This is a genomic window from Streptomyces sp. Root1310 (assembly GCF_001426425.1).
In the GTDB taxonomy this organism is placed as follows: domain Bacteria; phylum Actinomycetota; class Actinomycetes; order Streptomycetales; family Streptomycetaceae; genus Streptomyces.
This window is the reverse complement of record NZ_LMEQ01000001.1, coordinates 741531-759980: the sequence shown is the minus strand read 5'-3', so window position 1 is coordinate 759980 and position 18450 is coordinate 741531. Positions and strand designations below refer to the sequence as shown.

Below are 18450 nucleotides of genomic sequence, written 5' to 3'. Positions count from 1 at the left end.
ACACTCTCTCTTGTGGACGGCCGAAGCCGCCCGTGGGGACAGGGACGAAGAACGGCAGGGGGTTTTGTGGAGCCCCGACAAAAGCCTAGGTCTGGGGATCGCCGTCGACCAGGCGCCCCAGGATCAGCGCGATCCGGAGCGTGAACGCGGAGCGTACATCCGAAGGCGACCAACCGGTGACGTCAGTCACACGTCGAAGCCGGTAGCGCACGGTGTTCGGATGAACGAAGAGCATCCGCGCGGCCCCTTCGAGGCTGGACGCCTGTTCGAGGTAGACGGCGAGCGTCTCCAGGAGCGCGGACCCGGCCTCTTCGAGCGGTCTGTAGATCTCCTCCACCAACTGCTCACGCGCACCGGGATCACCGGCGATCGCGCGTTCCGGCAGCAGATCGTCCGCCAGCACCGGCCGGGGTGCGTCCTGCCAGGCGGAACCGGCCTTGAGCCCGGCCGCGGCGGCCTGTGCGGACCGGGTCGCGGCGAGCAGGTCGGGTACGACGGGTCCGGCCACCACGGGTCCCGCGGCGAACGGCCCGATCAGCGACCTGGCGACGGCGAGCGGGTTGTCGCTGCCACCGGCGATCACTACCAGCCGGGAGCCGAGCACCCCGGTGAGGACCTGGAGCTTGGCGTGTCGCGCGGCCCGCCGGATCGCCTCGACGGTCAGTTCGGAGTCCCCGTCGGGCGCGGTCCCGAGGACCACGCACACGTGCTCGGGCGCGTTCCACCCGAGGGCCGCGGCCCGGCTCACCGCCCCCTCGTCGGCCTCACCGCTCAGCACGGCGTTCACGACGAGCGACTCCAGCCGGGCGTCCCAGGCGCCGCGTGCCTCGGCGGCCTGGGCGTAGACCTGGGCGGTGGCGAAGGCGATCTCCCGGGCGTACACGAGAAGCGCCTCGCGCAGCACGTTCTCGTCGCCGGGGGCCGCGACCTCGTCGATCGCGGACTCCATGACCTCGATGGTCGTGCGCACCATCTCGACGGTCTGGCGCAGCGTGATGGCCCGGGTCAGCTCACGGGGCGCGGTCCCGAACACATCCGTGGAGATGGCCTGCGGGGCGTCCGGGTGCCGGAACCACTCGGTGAAGGCGGCGATGCCCGCCTGGGCGACCAGCCCGATCCAGGAACGGTTCTCCGGGGGCATCGCCCGGTACCACGACAGTGTCTCGTCCATCCGCGCGATGGCCTGGGCGGCGAGACTTCCGGAGGACTTCTCCAGCCGCTTCAGCGTCGCGGGGTGGGGGTGGACGGCGTGCGCCGCGGGATCGGGGTGACTGGTTTCGGGTTCGGGCACGGGACAAGACTGCCTTATCGGGACGGGGGAGTGCGCCGCCGGGTCACGGGAGGGGGCGGCACGCGGTCGTGGCACGGTCATCGTCCGGGGGCGGCGGGTCTACCGTGGACGCGTGATGGACGTACGGCGCGCCGACGCGCGCTACCGAGGCGGGGACCCGGCCGCCGGGATCGACACCCGGCACGCTTTCTCCTTCGGCCCCCACTACGACCCCGGCAATCTCCGCTTCGGTCCGCTGATCGCCTGCAACGAGGAGCGCCTGGCGCCCGGCGCCGGCTTCGACGAGCATCCCCACAGCCACACCGAGATCGTGACCTGGGTGGTCGAGGGCGAGCTCACCCACCGTGACTCGGCCGGCCACGAGAGCGTGGTCCGCCCCGGGGACGTGCAGCGGCTCAGCTCTGCGGGCGGGGTACGGCACGTGGAGCGCAACGACGCCGACGTGCCCCTGGCCTTCGTCCAGATGTGGCTGGCCCCCTTCGACCCGGGCGGCGACCCGTCCTACGAGACGGTCCGCGGCATCGCCGACTCCACCCCGTACGCCGTCCCGGAGGCGGGCGCGATGCTGCACGTACGGCGCCTGGGCGCGGGGGAGCGGACGGCGGTGCCGGACGCGCCGCACGTCTACGTCCACGTCGTACGCGGCGAAGCCCGCCTGGACGGCGAGGAGCTGGCGCCGGGGGACGCGGCACGCATCACGGACGCGAAGGACGTGGAGGCGGTGGGCGTGACCGACACGGAGCTGCTGATGTGGGTGTTCGGCCCGGGTGACCAGGAGTTCAGCCCCGGACCTCCGCCAGCACCGCGTCCGTGAACGCGGGCCACGCCTCGACCGCCCACGGTCCGAACGCCCGGTCCGTCAGGGCGACCCCGGCGACGCCCGCCCCGGGGTCGACCCACAGGAACGTTCCGGACTGGCCGAAGTGCCCGAAGGTGCGCGGCGAGGAGGAACTCCCGGTCCAGTGCGGCGACTTGGAGTCGCGGATCTCGAAGCCGAGCCCCCAGTCGTTGGGGTTCTGGTGCCCGTACCCCGGCAGCACGCCCTTCGTTCCCGGGTACTGCACGGTCATCGCCGCCGCCACCGTCCGCGGATCCAGCAGCCGGGGCGCCTGGACCTCCGCCGCGAACCGCAGCAGGTCCTCGACCGTCGAGACGCCGTCCTTCGCCGGGGAGCCCTCCAGGGAGGTGCCGGTCATCCCCAGCGGCTCCAGCACGGCCTGACGCAGATACTCCGCGAACGGGATCTCCGTCGCCTTCGCCAGGTGGTCGCCGAGCTGCTCGAACCCGGCGTTGGAGTACAGCCGCCGCTCCCCGGCAGGCGCCGTCACCCGGTGCTCGTCGAAGGCCAGCCCGGAGGTGTGCGCAAGGAGATGACGGACCGTGGCCCCGGGCGGCCCGGCCGGTTCGTCCAGCTCGATGGCACCCTCCTCGTACGCGACGAGGGCGGCGTACGCGGCGAGCGGCTTGGTGACCGAGGCCAGCGGGAAGCGCCGGCCGACCGGGCCATGGGTCCCCAGGACCGTACCGTCGGCCCGTACGACACCCGCCGAGGCGGAGGGAACCGGCCAGTTCTCGATCAGCGCGAGGCTCTTGAGCGACATGCCGTCGAGCCTATGCGGCTCAGAGCAGCAGCTCCATCAAGGGGTCCGGCTTGGGCCTGAAGCCCAGGGAGGAGTAGAGGGGGCCGCGTCGGCGGACGCGGTCAGGTGGACCTGCACGACGCCCCGGGCCCGGAACCAGGCCGGCAGCGCGTCCACGCCGGCGCGCGCGTACCCTCCCCCCGACTCTCGGCTTCGCTCGACCCGGGGGGACCCCCATCGGCGCGCGTCGGGGTCGGTGGCGACGCTGGAGACGAAGCCGATGATCCCCCGCGGGTTGCCGGCCCGGCCCATCCGGTACTCGACCGTCCCGACGACCAGCGCGGCCGGCATCCCCGGCCGCTCCGGGTGATCCACGACGAAGGCCGCGAAGTCCCCGTCCGGCTCGGACAGCCGCTCCCGCAGCGGTGCAGCGACTCGGCATGCCAGCCGGTGGAGGTGCCCACCGCCACCATCGAGTCGATCATCACCTGGCGCAGCCGCAGTCCTTCGGCGGCGTCCTCGGGCAGGGCACGGCGTACGAGACTCATGCCCCGCACGCCAACCAGCGTGATCAAGCCGCGTCCCCCGGTTTTCTTACCGATTTCGCTTGCTTGGAGCGCACTCCAAGGCCATAGCGTGGAGGGCATGACGGTGTTGCAGACCACGCCCGTGACCATCGAGCAAACCCCGAACCCGCCGGACGTCTGCTCCGCGCCACCCCCGCGGCACCCCCGTCCGGACGGGCAGGACAGTTACACGATCAGCGAGGTCGTCGCCTTCACCGGCCTCACCGCCCACACCCTGCGCTGGTACGAGCGGATCGGGCTGATGTCCCACATCGACCGCTCGCACACCGGCCAGCGCCGCTACAGCAACCGTGACCTGGACTGGCTCGACCTCGTCGGGAAGCTGCGGCTGACCGGAATGCCGGTCGCCGACATGGTGCGGTACGCCGAGCTGGTGCGGGAGGGCGAGAGCACGTTCCGTGAGCGGTACGAGCTGCTAGAGGCGACCCGGCGGGACGTCCGGGCCCGGATCGCCGAACTCCGGGACACCCTCGCCGTGCTCGACCGCAAGATCGATTTCTACGCGGACGCCACCGGCGTCCACTACCACGAAGCGGAAGGGACCGCCCGATGACCGACCCCAGGATCCCGACGGCCCGACTCGGCGGACCGGGACCCGAGATCGGCGCCCAGGGCCTCGGCTGCATGGGCATGAGCTTCGCCTACGGCCCCACGGACGCGAAGGAGTCGCGGGCCACCCTGGAACGCGCCCTGGAGCTCGGCGTCACGATGTACGACACGGCGGACGCGTACGGCGCGGGCGAGAACGAGCGGTTCCTCTCCCCGTTCTTCAAGGCCCACCGCGACGAGGTCGTGATCGCGACCAAGTTCGCCCTGGCGGTCCCGCCGGACGATCCGACCCGGCGGATCATCCGCAACGACGCGCCGTACATCCGGCAGTCCGTCGAGGCGAGCCTGAGCCGGCTGGACGTCGACGTCATCGACCTCTACTACATGCACCGGCGCGACGTGAACGTGCCGATCGAGGACACCGTCGGCGTGATGGCCGAACTGGTGCGCGAGGGCAAGGTCAAGCAGCTGGGCCTGAGCGAGGTGACGGCCGCCGAGCTGCGCGCGGCCCAGGAGGTCCACCCCATCGCCGCGGTGCAGTCGGAGTGGTCGCTGTTCAGCCGCGACATCGAGGCCCAGGTGGTCCCGGCGGCCCGTGAACTGGGCGTGACCCTGGTCGCGTACTCCCCGCTCGGCCGGGGTTTCCTCACCGGCTCCTTCGCCGACGCCGACCAGGACCTCACCGCCGACGACTTCCGCCGTCAGCAGCCCCGCTTCACCGGTGACAACGCCGCCGCCAACGGGGCGCTCCTGGACCCGATACGCGCGGTCGCGGAGGCCCACGGGGCGACGCCCGGTCAGATCGCCCTGGCCTGGGTCCAGCAGCAGTCCCGGGTCCACGGCCTGTCGGTGGTCCCGATCCCGGGCACCCGCAAGCCCACCCGGGTCGAGGAGAACACGGCGGCGACGGCCATCGAACTGACGCCGCAGGAACTGGCGTTGCTGGAGCCCATCGCCGGCAAGGTGGCGGGCGACCGCTACCCGGACATGAGGTTCACCTCCGCCGGACGCGAATGAGAGCCGGGGCCCGCCCGTTCGGGGCGGGCCCCGGGGCGCGTCCGACAATTCCCGCCGGGCGCGCGACGCGCATGGTCAGACCCGCCCTAGAGCTCGGCCAGCAACTCGGCCTTCTTGGCGGAGAACTCCTCGTCGGTGACCAGCCCGGCCAGGTGCAGCTCCCCGAGGTGGCGGATCCGCTCGGCGATGTCGGCGGGGTCCCGGCGCGGCGCGACCGCTGCCGGGACGGCCGGCGCCGCGGATCCGCGGCCGCGGACCGCCGCCAGGACCGCCGCCGCGAACGGCAGCGACTCGTGCACCGGCCCGTACCCCAGCCCGAAGACGACGGTCGCCGGATCCTGGTCGGCCGGGGCCGGAACGGCCTCGCCGCGCAGCAGCCGCAGATGCCCCTCGAACACCTCGGGCGACCGCCACTCGACCCCGGTCAGCGCGGACACGGCGAAACTCTGGTCACCGGCCTTCCACTTCGCCGACGACGCGCCCGTCCAGAACCACCGGAACCGCACGGTGCGCCCGTCGAACGACGCCTTCCCGTCGTACGCCTTGAACGACAGCGGCACCTCGGGCGCGTCCACCAGGAAGCGTTCCGCGGGCCCGGAGTCGGTCAACTGCGCCCGCAGCTCGTCCGCGTAGTACTCGGCGAGGGTCTCCCGCTCGGCGGGCAGCACCAGCCGGTACGGGTCGCACCCTTCCTTGAGCTGTCCCGCGGCCGCCTCCATCAACGGATCGGCTCCCGGCCTCGGTTCCGCCTGGAGCACGACCGTTCCGCGCTTGCCGGGGGTCAGGGTCACCCGACCTATGGCCGCCAGCGGAATCCGGCGCTCGCCCAGTGCCGACAGCAGCTTGGGCGTGCGCAGCCCCCGTTCGTAGCGGATGAGGACGGAGTCGGAATCGAACTCCCAGGCGGCATGAATTCCGGCCAGTACGTCACCCATGCGGCTCATCGTATGCGGGACACCCATTCTTCGTCCCCTCCCCGCGCGTGCCGCAATTCCTGCGTCTCTACGCGCGTCCGGCCTCTGTCGTATCGGACAAACCCGCCGTGCAGGCGGCAGCTTCGTGGGCGCACTCCACCGAGCGGTACGCGCCAGTGCCGATCTCGGCGAAGTTGCGCAGGCTGTCCGTACCGGGTTCGAAGTAGCCGCCGTGGCCCTTCGCCTCCCGTGCCGACAGCACCCGCGCGCCGAACTCCCGCGCCATCGGGTCCTCGCCGTGACCGAGACCGCCGACCTCCAGGTGCGGCACGTCCTGCACCCAGTCGTCGGCGTCCCGCATCGCCCACACGCGGGCGTCGGTGTCCAGCTGTGCCGCGTTCTCCACCCGCATCCCGGGGCTGCCGGCCACCGCGATGTCGGCCACCCGGTCCGGCATGGCGTGCGCGGCGACCCCGCACACCACCGAGCCGTAGCTGTGACAGAACATCGAGACGGGCGCGCTGCCCGGCAGGGCGGTCAGCAGGGCGTTCAGCCGGACGGCGCCGCTCTCGGCGCGCATCGCGGTGGCCGAGTCGATGCCGAGACCGTCGGGGGAGGTGTAGTCGGCCCAGGCGATCACGGCCGTACGCGTCGAGGGGCTCGCCTCGCGCTCGGCCGAGTAGAGGGCCTGGGCCATGCCGACCGGCGCCGAGTACTTGCGGTTCGTGCGCTGGAAGGTGAGCAGGTCGGTGTCGACGCCGGGGACGACGACGGAGATCCGCTCGGCCTGGTCCAGGCTGCCGAACACCTCGGCCACCCGGCCGGAGCCCTCCGGGTCGAAGGCGAGGATCTGCCGGTCGGCGGTGCTCATCGATTCGTAGCGGTGCATGCGCCGGCCGGCCAGCTGCTGCCCCGAGGGAGTGAGCCGGCTGTCGTGCATGCGGGTGCGTTCGAGCCGCACCTGCTGCCGCAGCGCCACCCGGTTGGCGCGGTAGCGCAGCTCGGCGGGGGCGCCGTTCATGTTGCCCACCGCGAGCGGGTACTCGTGCACGAGCACGGTCCGCTGCGGAGCGGTGAGCGAGGCGAAGAAGCGCGCCAGCCGGGCGGGGGCGGAGCCGGGGTCCGGCAGCCGGTGCCCGGCCAGCCGGCCGTGTTCCCACTCCGAGCGCGAGGTCTGGAGAGCGGTGGTCTCCCGCTGGTGGCGCAGGGCCGTCCAGCCGGTGGTCGCCAGCATCACGAACACCACGGCCAGGGCGGCCAGTGCGCGCCAGACGTTGAGTTGCGGGGAGGTGTCGAAGGAAGTCACTGAAAGGACACACTAGGAGAACGAGAGGGTCTCGGGTGACCCAAGTGACGGGGATCACGTTTCAGCGGGCGTGGCGAGGGTCATAAAGGCCTTTAGCTCTCTATGTCCGTCAGGATGTCCGTGAGGATGTCCGTGAGGGCACGCGCCGCGCACGTCCCTCAGGCCTCCGTCAGGCCTCGCGCAGGTCCGTCGGACCCTTGCGCGTACGCCCCTCAGGCCTCGCGCCAGTCTCCCAGCAGAGCGGGACCCACCCCGTCGAGATACAGCGATGTCAGCGCGCGGATCCGGTCCAGGCTGAAGTCCGCGCCGGTGGACCACTGCCGTTCCGTCACCCGCATCACCCCGCTGAACACGGCCACCGCCAGCCGCGGCCGCGGATCGGCGTCCATGTCGAGCCCCTCGCGCTCGGCGATCACCCGCGCGAGGTCCTCCTCCACCTCCACCGAGCGTCGCAGATGCGCGGCGAGCAGTACCGGTGTCGACTCGATCACCCGGTACATGCGCAGATACAGCTCCACGGGTACGACGGACTCGACGACCTCGTTGATCGAGTCCCAGCCGTCCAGCACGGCCTGACGCAGCGCCTCCAGCGGCGGCTCGTGCGGCGGGCGCGCGCGCACCGCCTCGGCGAACCGCTCCACCGTCATCTCCACCAGGGCGAGCGCGGCCTCGTCCTTTCCGGCGAAGTAGCGGAAGAAGGTGCGCTGCGAGACGTCGACGGCGGCGGCGATCTCGTCGACGGTGGTCCCCTCGTATCCCTGCGAGGTGAACAGCTCCACCGCGGCGCGCAGCAGCGCGTCCCGGGTGCGCTGTTTCTTGCGCTCACGCAGAGTTTCCATGATGTGTCAGTTACCGACTTCTGAACTCGTTTGTCAATTGTCAGCGGCTGTCACTAACCTCGAACGCATGACCAGTCAGACCACCATCGACGCGACGGGACCGGGCGGCAGCACACCGGCGGACCCCTCGGACGGACCGCCGGCCAAGGGCCTGCGCGGCCACCCGTGGTTCACCCTCATCACCGTCGCCGTCGGCGTCATGATGGTGGCCCTCGACGGCACCATCGTGGCCATCGCCAACCCGGCCATCGCCAGCGACCTGGGCGCCACCTTCGCCGAGGTCCAGTGGATCACCAACGCCTACTTCCTCGCCCTCGCGGTCTCCCTGATCACTGCGGGCAAGCTCGGTGACCGCTTCGGCCACCGCCAGACGTTCCTGATAGGCGTCGTCGGCTTCGCGGCCGCCTCCGGCGCGATCGGCCTGTCCGGCAGCATCGGCGCCGTCGTCGCCTTCCGGGCGCTCCAGGGCCTGTTCGGCGCCCTGCTGATGCCGGCCGCGCTGGGGCTGCTGCGCGCGACCTTCCCGGCCGAGAAGCTCAACATGGCCATCGGCCTGTGGGGCATGGTCATCGGCGCGTCGACCGCCGGCGGCCCGATCCTCGGCGGTGTCCTCGTCGAGCACGTCAACTGGCAGTCGGTGTTCTTCATCAACGTGCCGGTCGGCGCCCTCGCCCTGGTCCTGGGCGCGGTGATCCTGCTCGACCACCGTGCCGAGAACGCTCCGCGCTCCTTCGACCTCCTCGGCATCGCCCTGCTCTCGGCCGCGATGTTCTGCCTGGTCTGGGCCCTGATCAAGGCGCCGACCTGGGGCTGGGCCGACAGCCTGACCTGGGCGTTCCTCGTCGGCTCCGCGGTGCTCTTCGCGGCCTTCGCCTTCTGGGAGACGAAGGTGAAGGAGCCGCTCATCCCGCTGGCGCTGTTCCGCTCGGTCCCGCTGTCGGCCGGGGTGGTCCTCATGGTCCTGATGGCGATCGCCTTCATGGGCGGCCTGTTCTTCGTGACGTTCTATCTGCAGAACGTGCACGGCATGAGCCCGATCGACGCGGGTCTGCACCTGCTCCCGCTGACCGGCATGATGATCGTCGGCTCCCCGCTCGCGGGCGCGGCGATCACCAAGCTCGGCCCGCGCATCCCGCTGGCGGGCGGTATGGCCGCCACCGCGATCGCCATGTACGGCATGTCCACGCTGGAGACGGACACCGGCAGCGGTCTCATGTCGATCTGGTTCGCCCTGCTCGGCTTCGGTCTCGCCCCGGTCATGGTCGGCGCGACGGAGGTCATCGTGGGCAACGCCCCCATGGAGCTGTCCGGCGTCGCGGGCGGCCTCCAGCAGGCGGCCATGCAGATCGGCGGCAGCCTCGGTACGGCGGTCCTGGGCGCCGTGATGGCCTCCAAGGTGGACGGTGACCTGCCCGCCAACTGGAAGGGCGCGGGCCTGCCCGAGCTCACCCCCGCCCAGCTGGACCAGGCCTCCGAGGCGGTCCAGGTCGGCGTGGCGCCGGTGGCCAAGGGCACCCCCGAAGCGATCGCCGCGAAGATCACGGAGGTCGCCCACGACACGTTCATCTCCGGGATGAGCCTCGCCTCGCTGGTCGCCGCCGGGGTCGCGGTCGTCGCCGTGTTCGTCGCGCTGCTCACGAAACGGGGCGTGAACGCGGAGGCGGGCGCGGGCGTGGGTCACATCTGACGGAACTGCGACTCCGGCGGAGCTTCAACCTGGGGGAGCTTCAACCTGGGGGAGCTTCAACCTGGGGGAGCTTCCACCCTGACGGAACTTCAGCAAGTTTCCCCTATCAGGGTGACAACGCTAAAGGTTCCTCGCATCCGGCACGCGTCGCAGGTCACAGTTAGTCAAGTCCTCCGGATGGGAGGACGGCCAGGGCCGCGGCGCGCTGCCGGAGGGGGACAGCGCGCCGACTGCCCGGCAACTGCGGGGAATGTTCCGCGTGTCGCGGGTACCCGAAGAACAACACATCCCCGGAATCCAGGGAGTTGTTCGATGGCCGGCTTCGGAAACGGCACGCGCAGGTACCCCCGCTCACGTGGCCGCATGGGGTCACGGACCGGGCCGGATCGCGCGACGCTCGGCATCGTCGGCCTCGTCTGCGCGGTCGCCGGATTCTTCGCGCTGGGGATCGTCCTCGGCCCGGCGGCGATCGTCTGCGGCTGGCTGGCCATGGGCCGCAGCTGGGCGGGTTCCCGTCCGGTACCGGCCCTGGTCGCCGTCGCCCTCGGCGCGATCGACACCCTGCTGGCGCTCATCTGGCTGGCGGGAGCGACCGGCACGGGCAACGGGCTGCTGTAGCGCCGACCCCAGCCCTTCCGCCTACCGCGACGGCTGGCGGGTCGGCACGGCGGGCGGGGGCCCGGGGCGCAGCGCCCCTTCCGGCCCGTCATGCAGCGCCCCTTCGGGTCCGTTCCGCAGTGCCTCTTCGGGTCCGTTCCGCAGAGCCCCCTCGGGTCCGTTCCGCAGAGCCGCCACTTCCGCCCGCAGCGCCCGTACCTCCTGCGTCAGGACCAGGATCGCCTCCGTCTGGGCGCGTTCCTCGACGTCGTCCTTGTCGAACCGGGCGATGAACCACGCGGCGATGTTCGCGGTGACGACACCGAGCAGCGCGATCCCGGAGAGCATCAGCCCGACGGCGATGATCCGCCCCAGTCCGGTGGTCGGCGCGTGGTCCCCGTACCCCACGGTCGTCATCGTCGTGAAGGACCACCACAGCGCGTCACCCAGCGTGCGGATGTTCCCGTCCGGCGAATCCCGCTCCACCGAGAGCACGGCCAGCGAGCCGAACATCAGCAGCCCCACGACCGCTCCCACGACATACGTCGTCATCCGGATCTGCGAGGCCATCCGCGCCCGCCGCCCCACCAGCAGCAGCGTCGAGACCAGCCGCAGCAGCTTGAGCTGCTGCGCCAGCGGCAGCAACACCGCGCACAGGTCCAGCCAGTGCGTGCGCACGAACCGCCGGCGATCGGACGTCAGGGCCAGCCGGACCACGTAGTCCAGGGCGAACGCCCCCCACACCACCCACTCGACCGCGGTGCAGGCGGTGGTCAGCGTGTGGTCGGCCGAGGTGTCCACGATCGGCACGGCGTAGGCGACGGCGAACACCACGGCGAGGCCCAGCAACGGTCGCTGGGTCCAGAGCTCCCACCGGCTCTGCGCGGATTGTTCTTGCATGCCCGCATCGTAAAGAACGAGTAAGGGGTGGTGGAGCCCACTGCTGCTCCACCACCCCTGCGCACGCCCGGTGCTACGCGTCGCCTCCGGCCGCCCCCGGGTCCGCCGCCGACACGTCCAGCAGCTGGTACCGGTCGACGGCCTGCTTCAGCAGGGACCGGTCGACCTTGCCCTCCTTCGCCAGCTCGGTCAGCACCCCCACCACGATCGACTGCGCGTCGATGTGGAAGAAGCGGCGAGCCGCTCCCCGGGTGTCCGCGAAGCCGAAGCCGTCCGCGCCCAGCGACTGGTACGTGCCCGGCACCCAGCGCGCGATCTGGTCGGGGACCGACCGCATCCAGTCCGAGACGGCCACGAACGGCCCCTCGGCCCCGGCCAGCTTGCGCGTCACGTACGGCACCCGCTGCTCCTCCTCCGGGTGCAGCAGGTTGTGCCGCTCGACCTCGACGGCCTCGCGCCGCAGCTCGTTCCAGGAGGTCGCGGACCAGACGTCCGCCTTGACGTTCCAGTCCTCGGCGAGGATCTTCTGCGCCTCGACCGCCCAGGGGACGGCCACGCCGGACGCGAGGATCTGCGCCGGGATCGACCCCGAGGTGCCCCGGCTGAAGCGGTGGACGCCCTTGAGGATCCCCTCGACGTCCACGTCGTCCGGCTCGGCCGGGTGCTGGATGGGCTCGTTGTAGACGGTCAGGTAGTAGAAGACGTCCTCGCCGTGCGGGTGCTCGGCGGAACTGCCGTACATCCTGCGCAGACCGTCCTGCACGATGTGCGCGATCTCGAAACCGAACGCCGGGTCGTAGGCGACACAGCCCGGGTTCGTCGAGGCGAGCAGCTGCGAGTGGCCGTCCGCGTGCTGGAGGCCCTCACCGGTCAGGGTCGTCCGGCCGGCGGTCGCACCCAGTACGAAACCGCGCGCCAGCTGGTCCGACATCTGCCAGAACTGGTCGCCGGTGCGCTGGAAACCGAACATCGAGTAGAAGACGTAGACCGGGATCAGCGGCTCGCCGTGGGTGGCGTACGCCGAGCCCGCCGCGATCAGGGACGCCGTGCAGCCGGCCTCCGAGATGCCGTCGTGCAGCATCTGCCCGGTCGGCGACTCCTTGTAGGCGAGCAGCAGATCCCGGTCGACCGCCTCGTACTGCTGACCGAGCGGATTGTAGATCTTCGCACTCGGGAAGAAGGAGTCCATGCCGAACGTGCGGTACTCGTCCGGCGCGATCAGCACGAAGCGCTTGCCGAGTTCCTTGTCCCGCATGAGGTCCTTCAGGAGCCGCACAAAGGCCATGGTCGTCGCGATGGACTGCTGACCCGAGCCCTTCTTCACACTCGCGTAGGTCTTCTCGTCCGGCAGCGTAAGCGGCTTCGAGCGCACGACACGGGTCGGGACGTAACCGCCGAGGCCCTTGCGGCGGTCGTGCATGTACTGGATCTCCTCCGAGTTCCGCCCGGGGTGGAAGTACGGCGGGAGGCCGCCCTCCAGCTCCTTGTCGGAGATCGGCAGGTGCAGCCGGTCGCGGAAGCCCTTGAGGTCGGAGACCGTCAGCTTCTTCATCTGGTGCGTGGCGTTGCGGCCCTCGAAGTTCGGCCCCAGCGTCCAGCCCTTGACCGTCTTGGCGAGGATGACCGTCGGCTGGCCGGTGTGCTCCACGGCCGCCTTGAACGCGGCGAAGATCTTGCGGTGGTCGTGACCGCCGCGGCCCAGGTGCAGGATCTGGTCGTCGGTCATGCCCTCGACCATCGCGCGCAGCCGCTGGTCGTCGCCGAAGAAGTGGTCGCGGATGTAGGCGCCGGACTCGGTGGCGTAGGTCTGGAACTGGCCGTCCGGCGTCGTGTTCATCCGGTTGACGAGGGTGCCGTCGCGGTCCTGGGCGAGCAGCGGGTCCCAGGAGCGGTCCCAGATCAGCTTGATCACGTTCCAGCCGGCGCCCCGGAAGACCGACTCCAGCTCCTGGATGACCTTGCCGTTGCCGCGCACCGGACCGTCCAGGCGCTGGAGGTTGCAGTTGACGACGAAGGTCAGGTTGTCCAGGCCCTCACGTGCGGCGATGGTCAGCTGGCCGAGCGACTCCGGCTCGTCCATCTCGCCGTCGCCGAGGAACGCCCACACATGCGACTTCGACGTGTCGGCGATCCCGCGCGCGTGCATGTAGCGGTTCATCCGCGCCTGGTAGATCGCGCCGATCGGGCCGAGGCCCATCGACACGGTCGGGAACTCCCAGAAGTCCGGCATCAGGCGCGGGTGCGGGTACGAGGACAGCCCGTTCGGCGCCTTCGACTTCTCTTGGCGGAACGCGTCCAGGTTCTGCTCGCTCAGCCGGTCGAGGAGGAACGCGCGCGCGTAGATGCCCGGGGACGCGTGCCCCTGGAAGAAGACCTGGTCGCCGCCGTCGCCCTCGTCCTTGCCGCGGAAGAAGTGGTTGAAGCCGACGTCGTACAGGGACGCGGAGGAGGCGAAGGTGGCGATGTGACCGCCCACCCCGATGCCGGGCCGCTGGGCCCTGGACACCATCACGGCCGCGTTCCACCGGGTCGCGTTGAGGATCCGGCGCTCGATCTCCTCGTTGCCCGGGAAGAAGGGCTCGGCCCGGGTCGGGATGGTGTTGACGTAGTCCGTGCTGCGCATCTCGGGCACGGCCACCCGCTTCTCGCGGGCCCGTTCGATCAGCCGGAGCATCAGATAGCGGGCCCGCTCCCGGCCGCGCTCGTCGATCGCGGCGTCGAGGGAGTCGAGCCACTCCTGGGTTTCCTCGGGGTCGAAGTCAGGAACCTGACTCGGAAGGCCGCCAATGATGATCGGGTTGCGATCGGATCCGGAAGCCACGCTGTTCCTTACCTGTCAGAGGGCTGGGTGGGACGGTGTTTCTCGTTCGCGCCTCGCGGGTGCCTCGCGGGGTGTCTCGCTGACTCTCCAGTGCCTGCACCGCCCCCATCGTGTACCTAGGGGCCGCAAACGTCATCTCTACCCCGAGGTAACCGGCACTCGTTCGAATCTCGTACCCTTGGATGGTTCTCAAATACGCAAACAGGGCAGATAGGTGTGGTGTACGTCACCGTCCGTCCGAATCGCGTGCCTGGAGTTGCGTCGACACGGCCAGGATCGTCACCGTTTCGGCGGTCCGAACCGCCGGGTACTTGCGCGATCCGTCCCGTCCGTGTGGACTACGGCCAATGCTTCGCGCACGCGCGTGGCTGAGTAATTCCCCAAAACATGATCAGGAGGCAACCCGTGAGCGCGACCGCGGACCACGCGGAGGAGCGGACCAGCCCTGCCGTCAGGCTGGGTTTCCAGCCCGAGCAGGTGGTCCAGGAGATCGGCTACGACGACGACGTCGACCAGGAGCTCCGCGAGTCCATTGAGGAAGTCATCGGCAGCGATCTGGTGGACGAGGACTACGACGACGTCGCCGACGCCGTGGTGCTCTGGTTCCGCGACGATGACGGAGACCTGACGGATGCGCTGGTGGACGCCACCACGTACATCGAAGAAGGCGGGTCGATCCTCCTCCTGACGCCGAAGACCGGCCGTACGGGATACGTGGAGCCGAGCGACATCTCCGAAGCTTCGACGACTGCGGGTCTGTCGGCCAGCAAGAGCGTCAGCGTGGGCAAGGACTGGAGTGGCAGCCGGCTGGTGACGCCCAAGGCCGCGAAGTCCAAGAAGTGACGTCCAGGGAGTGACGTCCGAAGAAGTGCTGTGAAGTGACGCCGGGCGGGCTGGGTCTTCGGACTCGGCCCGTCCGGCGGCCTTCGGTGGCCGCTGCGTAGGGTGGACTCACCCAGACAGCCCCCACCGAAGGGACAATCAGGCGATGGCGATCCAGGTCGGCGACAAGGCCCCCGACTTCGAGCTCAAGGACAACCACGGCCGGGCCGTGCGGCTCTCCGACTTCCGCGAGGGCGAGAACCCCAGGAACGTCGTCCTGCTCTTCTACCCCTTCGCCTTCACCGGTGTGTGCACCGGCGAGCTGTGCGAGGTGCGCGACAACCTGCCGAAGTTCGCCGCCCGGGACACCCAGGTGCTCGCCGTCTCCAACGACTCCATCCACACCCTGCGCGTCTTCGCCGAGCAGGAGGGCCTGGAATACCCGCTGCTCAGCGACTTCTGGCCGCACGGCGAGGTCAGCCGTGCCTACGGCGTCTTCGCCGAGGACAAGGGCTGCGCGGTGCGCGGCACCTTCGTCATCGACAAGGAGGGCCTGGTGCGCTGGACCGTCGTCAACGCGCTGCCGGACGCCCGGGACCTCGGCGAGTACGTCGCCGCGCTCGACACCCTGTGATTCTTCGGCTCCAGGGCCTGCGTGGGGCGGGAACCCGTCACTAGGATCGACTCGTTGATCCGATATCCGAAGCACCAGGGGCTCCCCGCCCCAGGACACCAATGGAGGACTTGTGGGAGTCAGCCTCAGCAAGGGCGGCAACGTATCGCTGACCAAGGAGGCCCCGGGCCTGACCGCGGTCATCGTCGGTCTGGGGTGGGACGTCCGCACCACGACCGGTACCGACTTCGACCTGGACGCCAGCGCGCTGCTGCTGGACAGCTCCGGCAAGGTCGGCAGCGACGCCAACTTCGTCTTCTTCAACAACCTCAAGAGCCCCGACGGCTCGGTCGAGCACACCGGTGACAACACCACCGGTGAGGGCGAGGGCGACGACGAGGCGATCAAGGTCAACCTCGCCGGAGTCCCGGCCGACATCGAGAAGATCGTCTTCCCGGTGTCGATCTACGACGCCGAGAACCGTCAGCAGTCCTTCGGTCAGGTCCGCAATGCGTTCATCCGCGTCGTGAACCAGGCCGGCGGCGCCGAGATCGCCCGCTACGACCTCAGCGAGGACGCCTCGACCGAGACCGCGATGGTCTTCGGCGAGCTGTACCGGCACGGTGCGGAATGGAAGTTCCGGGCCATCGGACAGGGCTACGCGTCGGGCCTGCGCGGCATCGCGCAGGACTTCGGCGTCAACGTCTGAGCCACCCGCGGGGACTGAAGGTCCGACCGTCCGGCGCCGCACCGTTTACGGGCGGCGCCGGACGTGCAGGACAACCGAAGAGGAAGCACGTGAGCACCACCTAGGGGAGGACCAGCAATCATGGGCGTCACGCTCGCCAAGGGAGGCAATGTCTCCCTGTCCAAGGCCGCGCCGAACCTCACTCAGGTGATGATCGGACTCGGCTGGGACGCGCGCTCCACCACCGGAGCCCCCTTCGACCTCGACGCCAGCGCGCTGCTGTGCAACAGCGGTCGGGTGATGGGGGACGAGTGGTTCGTCTTCTACAACCAGCTCAAGAGCCCGGACGGCTCGGTGGAGCACACCGGCGACAACCTCACCGGTGAGGGCGAAGGCGACGACGAGTCGCTCCTGGTGGACCTCTCCAAGGTGCCACCCCAGTGCGACAAGATCGTCTTCCCGGTCTCCATCCACATGGCCGACGAGCGGGGGCAGACCTTCGGCCAGGTCTCCAACGCGTTCATCCGCGTCGTCAATCAGGCCGACGGGCAGGAACTCGCCCGCTACGACCTCAGCGAGGACGCCAGCACGGAGACCGCGATGATCTTCGGTGAGCTCTATCGATACCAGGGCGAATGGAAGTTCAGGGCGGTGGGTCAGGGGTACGCGTCGGGATTGCGGGGCATCGCTCTAGACTTCGGGGTCAACGTTTCGTAAAGAGCCGCTTACGCAGAGTGGCTCCGGCGGAAGGGCGGGAGCCGGTTTCATGCCCAGCGAATCGCAACGCCCCAACCAAGTGATCAACGCCCTGATGTACTGCGCCGCCTTGATCGCCGGCGTCGTGCTGGTGGTGGCCGGTCATGCCACGCCCGTCGAGGCATCCGGCTACGTCTCCCCGTTCCTCGTGATTTTCGAGGGGGCGAAGCCTCGCTCCCATGGCTGACCTGGCGAGACCTGCGGCTTTCCGGCCGGATCCAGGCCAAGCTCCCGGCCGGAAGAGCCGCACCGTAGACTCTGCAGTCAACGTCAACTTTTGGTAAAGCCGAGTACGGCGCGGGGGAGACCCGTACATACACGATTGGGTAGCCAGTGCTTCTGAAAACCTTCGGCTGGTCGTTCGCGGTCACCGCGCTCGGCCTGGTCGCAGCGGTCTTCTACGGGGGGTGGGAGGCCTTCGGCATCGTGGCGATCCTCTCCATCCTCGAGATCTCGCTGTCCTTCGACAACGCGGTGGTCAACGCCGGAATCCTGAAGAAGATGAGTGCCTTCTGGCAGAAGATCTTCCTCACGGTGGGCGTCCTCATCGCCGTCTTCGGCATGCGGCTGGTCTTCCCGGTCGTGATCGTCGCCATCAGCGCCAAGATCGGCCCGATCGACGCCGTCGATCTCGCGCTCAACGACAAGGACCAGTACCAGCAGCTGGTCACCGACGCCCACCCGTCGATCGCCGCCTTCGGTGGCATGTTCCTGCTGATGATCTTCCTGGACTTCATCTTCGAGGACCGTGACGTCCAGTGGCTGCGCTGGATCGAGCGCCCGCTGGCCAAGCTCGGCAAGGTCGACATGCTGTCGGTCTGCATCGCGCTGATCGTCCTGCTGATCACCTCCTTCACCTTCGCGGCCCACGCCCACCAGCACGGCGGCGCGCACGCCGACAAGGCGGAGACGGTACTGATCTCCGGCATCGCCGGTCTGATCACGTACATGGTCGTCGGCGGGCTCTCCGGCTACTTCGAGGACAAGCTCGAGGAAGAGGAGGAACGCGAGCACGAGCAGGAGGAAGAGGCCGCGCGCACCGGCAAGAAGCGTTCGCCGGTCGTCCTGGCCGGTCAGGCCGCGTTCTTCATGTTCCTCTACCTCGAGGTCCTCGACGCGTCCTTCTCCTTCGACGGTGTGATCGGCGCCTTCGCCATCACCAACGACATCGTGCTGATGGCGCTGGGCCTGGGCATCGGCGCGATGTACGTCCGTTCGCTGACCGTGTACCTGGTCCGCCAGGGCACCCTCGACGACTACGTCTACCTCGAGCACGGCGCCCACTACGCGATCGGCGCCCTGGCCGTGATCCTCATGGTCACCATCCAGTACCAGATCAACGAGGTCATCACCGGCCTCGTCGGCGTCGTCCTGATCGGGTGGTCCTTCTGGTCCTCCGTGCGCCGCAACCGCGCATTGGCGGCGGCCGAGGGAAAAGCCCAGGGCTCGGACGAGAAGACTGAGATCTCGTCCGGGGTGTGAT

At 69.7% G+C, this 18450-nt stretch carries 18 protein-coding genes and 1 pseudogene; 11 read left to right on the top strand and 8 right to left on the bottom strand.

Translation table 11 applies throughout. From position 1 onward, the window contains the following. Positions 1–85 precede the first annotated feature (85 nt). Positions 86–1291 (bottom strand): helix-turn-helix domain-containing protein, encoded by a 1206-nt coding sequence (locus tag ASD48_RS03490; RefSeq protein ID WP_020126928.1) that lies wholly within the window; start codon positions 1289–1291, stop codon positions 86–88. A gap of 115 nt (positions 1292–1406) precedes the next feature. Between ASD48_RS03490 and ASD48_RS03485 the strand changes: the two genes are divergently transcribed. Beyond that, positions 1407–2105, top strand: a complete 699-nt coding sequence (locus ASD48_RS03485) for a pirin family protein (RefSeq protein WP_107104211.1) — start codon at positions 1407–1409, stop codon at positions 2103–2105. On the opposite strand, the gene ASD48_RS03480 is transcribed toward ASD48_RS03485, so the two are convergent. Next, entirely contained in the window at positions 2071–2892 is an 822-nt protein-coding gene (locus tag ASD48_RS03480; RefSeq protein WP_057599851.1) for a serine hydrolase domain-containing protein, read from the bottom strand. The genes ASD48_RS03485 and ASD48_RS03480 overlap by 35 nt on opposite strands. A 19-nt stretch (positions 2893–2911) precedes the next feature. After that, a pseudogene (locus ASD48_RS45045) lies at positions 2912–3419 on the bottom strand (GNAT family N-acetyltransferase). 97 nt (positions 3420–3516) lie between these two features. Between ASD48_RS45045 and ASD48_RS03470 the strand changes: the two are divergent. Next, a complete protein-coding gene (locus ASD48_RS03470) occupies positions 3517–4011 on the top strand; it encodes a MerR family transcriptional regulator (RefSeq protein ID WP_057599850.1) in 495 nt (164 codons plus the stop codon). Next, positions 4008–5024, top strand: coding sequence for an aldo/keto reductase (locus ASD48_RS03465; protein ID WP_057599849.1), 1017 nt, complete (start codon positions 4008–4010; stop codon positions 5022–5024). Before ASD48_RS03470 ends, ASD48_RS03465 begins: the two co-directional genes overlap by 4 nt. An 86-nt stretch (positions 5025–5110) precedes the next feature. Here the strand turns inward: ASD48_RS03465 and ASD48_RS03460 are convergent, their stop codons facing one another. From ASD48_RS03460 to ASD48_RS03450, 3 genes are all read right to left on the bottom strand, one after another. Next, entirely contained in the window at positions 5111–5968 is an 858-nt protein-coding gene (locus ASD48_RS03460; protein ID WP_057600977.1) for a DUF4429 domain-containing protein, read from the bottom strand. A gap of 58 nt (positions 5969–6026) precedes the next feature. Beyond that, positions 6027–7244: an alpha/beta hydrolase gene (locus ASD48_RS03455; RefSeq protein WP_057599848.1), complete on the bottom strand. Its 1218-nt coding sequence runs from the start codon at positions 7242–7244 to the stop codon at positions 6027–6029. Between the two features lie 212 nt (positions 7245–7456). Then, positions 7457–8083 (bottom strand): TetR family transcriptional regulator, encoded by a 627-nt coding sequence (locus ASD48_RS03450; protein ID WP_057599847.1) that lies wholly within the window; start codon positions 8081–8083, stop codon positions 7457–7459. 67 nt (positions 8084–8150) lie between these two features. On the opposite strand from ASD48_RS03450, the gene ASD48_RS03445 reads away from it, so the two are divergent. Both ASD48_RS03445 and ASD48_RS03440 read left to right on the top strand, forming a co-directional pair. Further along, positions 8151–9770, top strand: a complete 1620-nt coding sequence (locus ASD48_RS03445; protein ID WP_057599846.1) for an MFS transporter — start codon at positions 8151–8153, stop codon at positions 9768–9770. A gap of 312 nt (positions 9771–10082) precedes the next feature. Then, positions 10083–10388: a hypothetical protein gene (locus tag ASD48_RS03440; RefSeq protein ID WP_057599845.1), complete on the top strand. Its 306-nt coding sequence runs from the start codon at positions 10083–10085 to the stop codon at positions 10386–10388. Between the two features lie 21 nt (positions 10389–10409). Here ASD48_RS03440 and ASD48_RS03435 read toward each other — a convergent pair whose 3' ends face one another. Both ASD48_RS03435 and aceE read right to left on the bottom strand, forming a co-directional pair. Further along, positions 10410–11267, bottom strand: coding sequence for a potassium channel family protein (locus ASD48_RS03435; protein ID WP_079073587.1), 858 nt, complete (start codon positions 11265–11267; stop codon positions 10410–10412). 73 nt (positions 11268–11340) lie between these two features. After that, positions 11341–14088 carry a pyruvate dehydrogenase (acetyl-transferring), homodimeric type gene (aceE, locus tag ASD48_RS03430; RefSeq protein ID WP_057599843.1) on the bottom strand — a complete coding sequence of 916 codons (2748 nt, stop codon included), beginning with the start codon at positions 14086–14088 and terminating at the stop codon, positions 11341–11343. A 405-nt stretch (positions 14089–14493) separates the two neighbouring features. Between aceE and ASD48_RS03425 the strand changes: the two genes are divergently transcribed. The 6 genes from ASD48_RS03425 to ASD48_RS03405 all read left to right on the top strand — a co-directional run bounded on the left by ASD48_RS03425 (position 14494) and on the right by ASD48_RS03405 (position 18449). Further along, positions 14494–14931: a DUF3052 domain-containing protein gene (locus ASD48_RS03425; protein ID WP_020126915.1), complete on the top strand. Its 438-nt coding sequence runs from the start codon at positions 14494–14496 to the stop codon at positions 14929–14931. 145 nt (positions 14932–15076) lie between these two features. Beyond that, the gene (locus ASD48_RS03420) at positions 15077–15544 is read left to right on the top strand and encodes a peroxiredoxin (RefSeq protein ID WP_057599842.1); all 468 of its coding nucleotides are present in this window, start codon (positions 15077–15079) and stop codon (positions 15542–15544) included. Positions 15545–15656: 112 nt separating this feature from the next. Then, positions 15657–16232: a calcium homeostasis/redox stress adaptation protein gene (locus tag ASD48_RS03415; protein WP_020126913.1), complete on the top strand. Its 576-nt coding sequence runs from the start codon at positions 15657–15659 to the stop codon at positions 16230–16232. 120 nt (positions 16233–16352) lie between these two features. Then, positions 16353–16928: a TerD family protein gene (locus tag ASD48_RS03410; RefSeq protein ID WP_020126912.1), complete on the top strand. Its 576-nt coding sequence runs from the start codon at positions 16353–16355 to the stop codon at positions 16926–16928. 49 nt (positions 16929–16977) lie between these two features. Then, positions 16978–17154, top strand: a complete 177-nt coding sequence (locus tag ASD48_RS44655; RefSeq protein ID WP_199875621.1) for a hypothetical protein — start codon at positions 16978–16980, stop codon at positions 17152–17154. Positions 17155–17300: 146 nt separating this feature from the next. Further along, the gene (locus ASD48_RS03405) at positions 17301–18449 is read left to right on the top strand and encodes a DUF475 domain-containing protein (RefSeq protein WP_057599841.1); all 1149 of its coding nucleotides are present in this window, start codon (positions 17301–17303) and stop codon (positions 18447–18449) included. Position 18450: the final 1 nt, after the last annotated feature.

What these genes read in the sequence shown, in the direction of transcription:
- ASD48_RS03485 (WP_107104211.1), top strand. Translation starts at nt 1,407, where the DNA reads ATGGACGTACGGCGCGCCGACGCGCGCTACCGAGGCGGGGACCCGGCC.
- ASD48_RS03480 (WP_057599851.1), bottom strand. Translation starts at nt 2,892, where the DNA reads ATGTCGCTCAAGAGCCTCGCGCTGATCGAGAACTGGCCGGTTCCCTCC.
- ASD48_RS03470 (WP_057599850.1), top strand. Translation starts at nt 3,517, where the DNA reads ATGACGGTGTTGCAGACCACGCCCGTGACCATCGAGCAAACCCCGAAC.
- ASD48_RS03465 (WP_057599849.1), top strand. Translation starts at nt 4,008, where the DNA reads ATGACCGACCCCAGGATCCCGACGGCCCGACTCGGCGGACCGGGACCC.
- ASD48_RS03460 (WP_057600977.1), bottom strand. Translation starts at nt 5,968, where the DNA reads ATGAGCCGCATGGGTGACGTACTGGCCGGAATTCATGCCGCCTGGGAG.
- ASD48_RS03450 (WP_057599847.1), bottom strand. Translation starts at nt 8,083, where the DNA reads ATGGAAACTCTGCGTGAGCGCAAGAAACAGCGCACCCGGGACGCGCTG.
- ASD48_RS03445 (WP_057599846.1), top strand. Translation starts at nt 8,151, where the DNA reads ATGACCAGTCAGACCACCATCGACGCGACGGGACCGGGCGGCAGCACA.
- ASD48_RS03440 (WP_057599845.1), top strand. Translation starts at nt 10,083, where the DNA reads ATGGCCGGCTTCGGAAACGGCACGCGCAGGTACCCCCGCTCACGTGGC.
- ASD48_RS03435 (WP_079073587.1), bottom strand. Translation starts at nt 11,267, where the DNA reads ATGCAAGAACAATCCGCGCAGAGCCGGTGGGAGCTCTGGACCCAGCGA.
- ASD48_RS03420 (WP_057599842.1), top strand. Translation starts at nt 15,077, where the DNA reads ATGGCGATCCAGGTCGGCGACAAGGCCCCCGACTTCGAGCTCAAGGAC.
- ASD48_RS03410 (WP_020126912.1), top strand. Translation starts at nt 16,353, where the DNA reads ATGGGCGTCACGCTCGCCAAGGGAGGCAATGTCTCCCTGTCCAAGGCC.
- ASD48_RS44655 (WP_199875621.1), top strand. Translation starts at nt 16,978, where the DNA reads ATGCCCAGCGAATCGCAACGCCCCAACCAAGTGATCAACGCCCTGATG.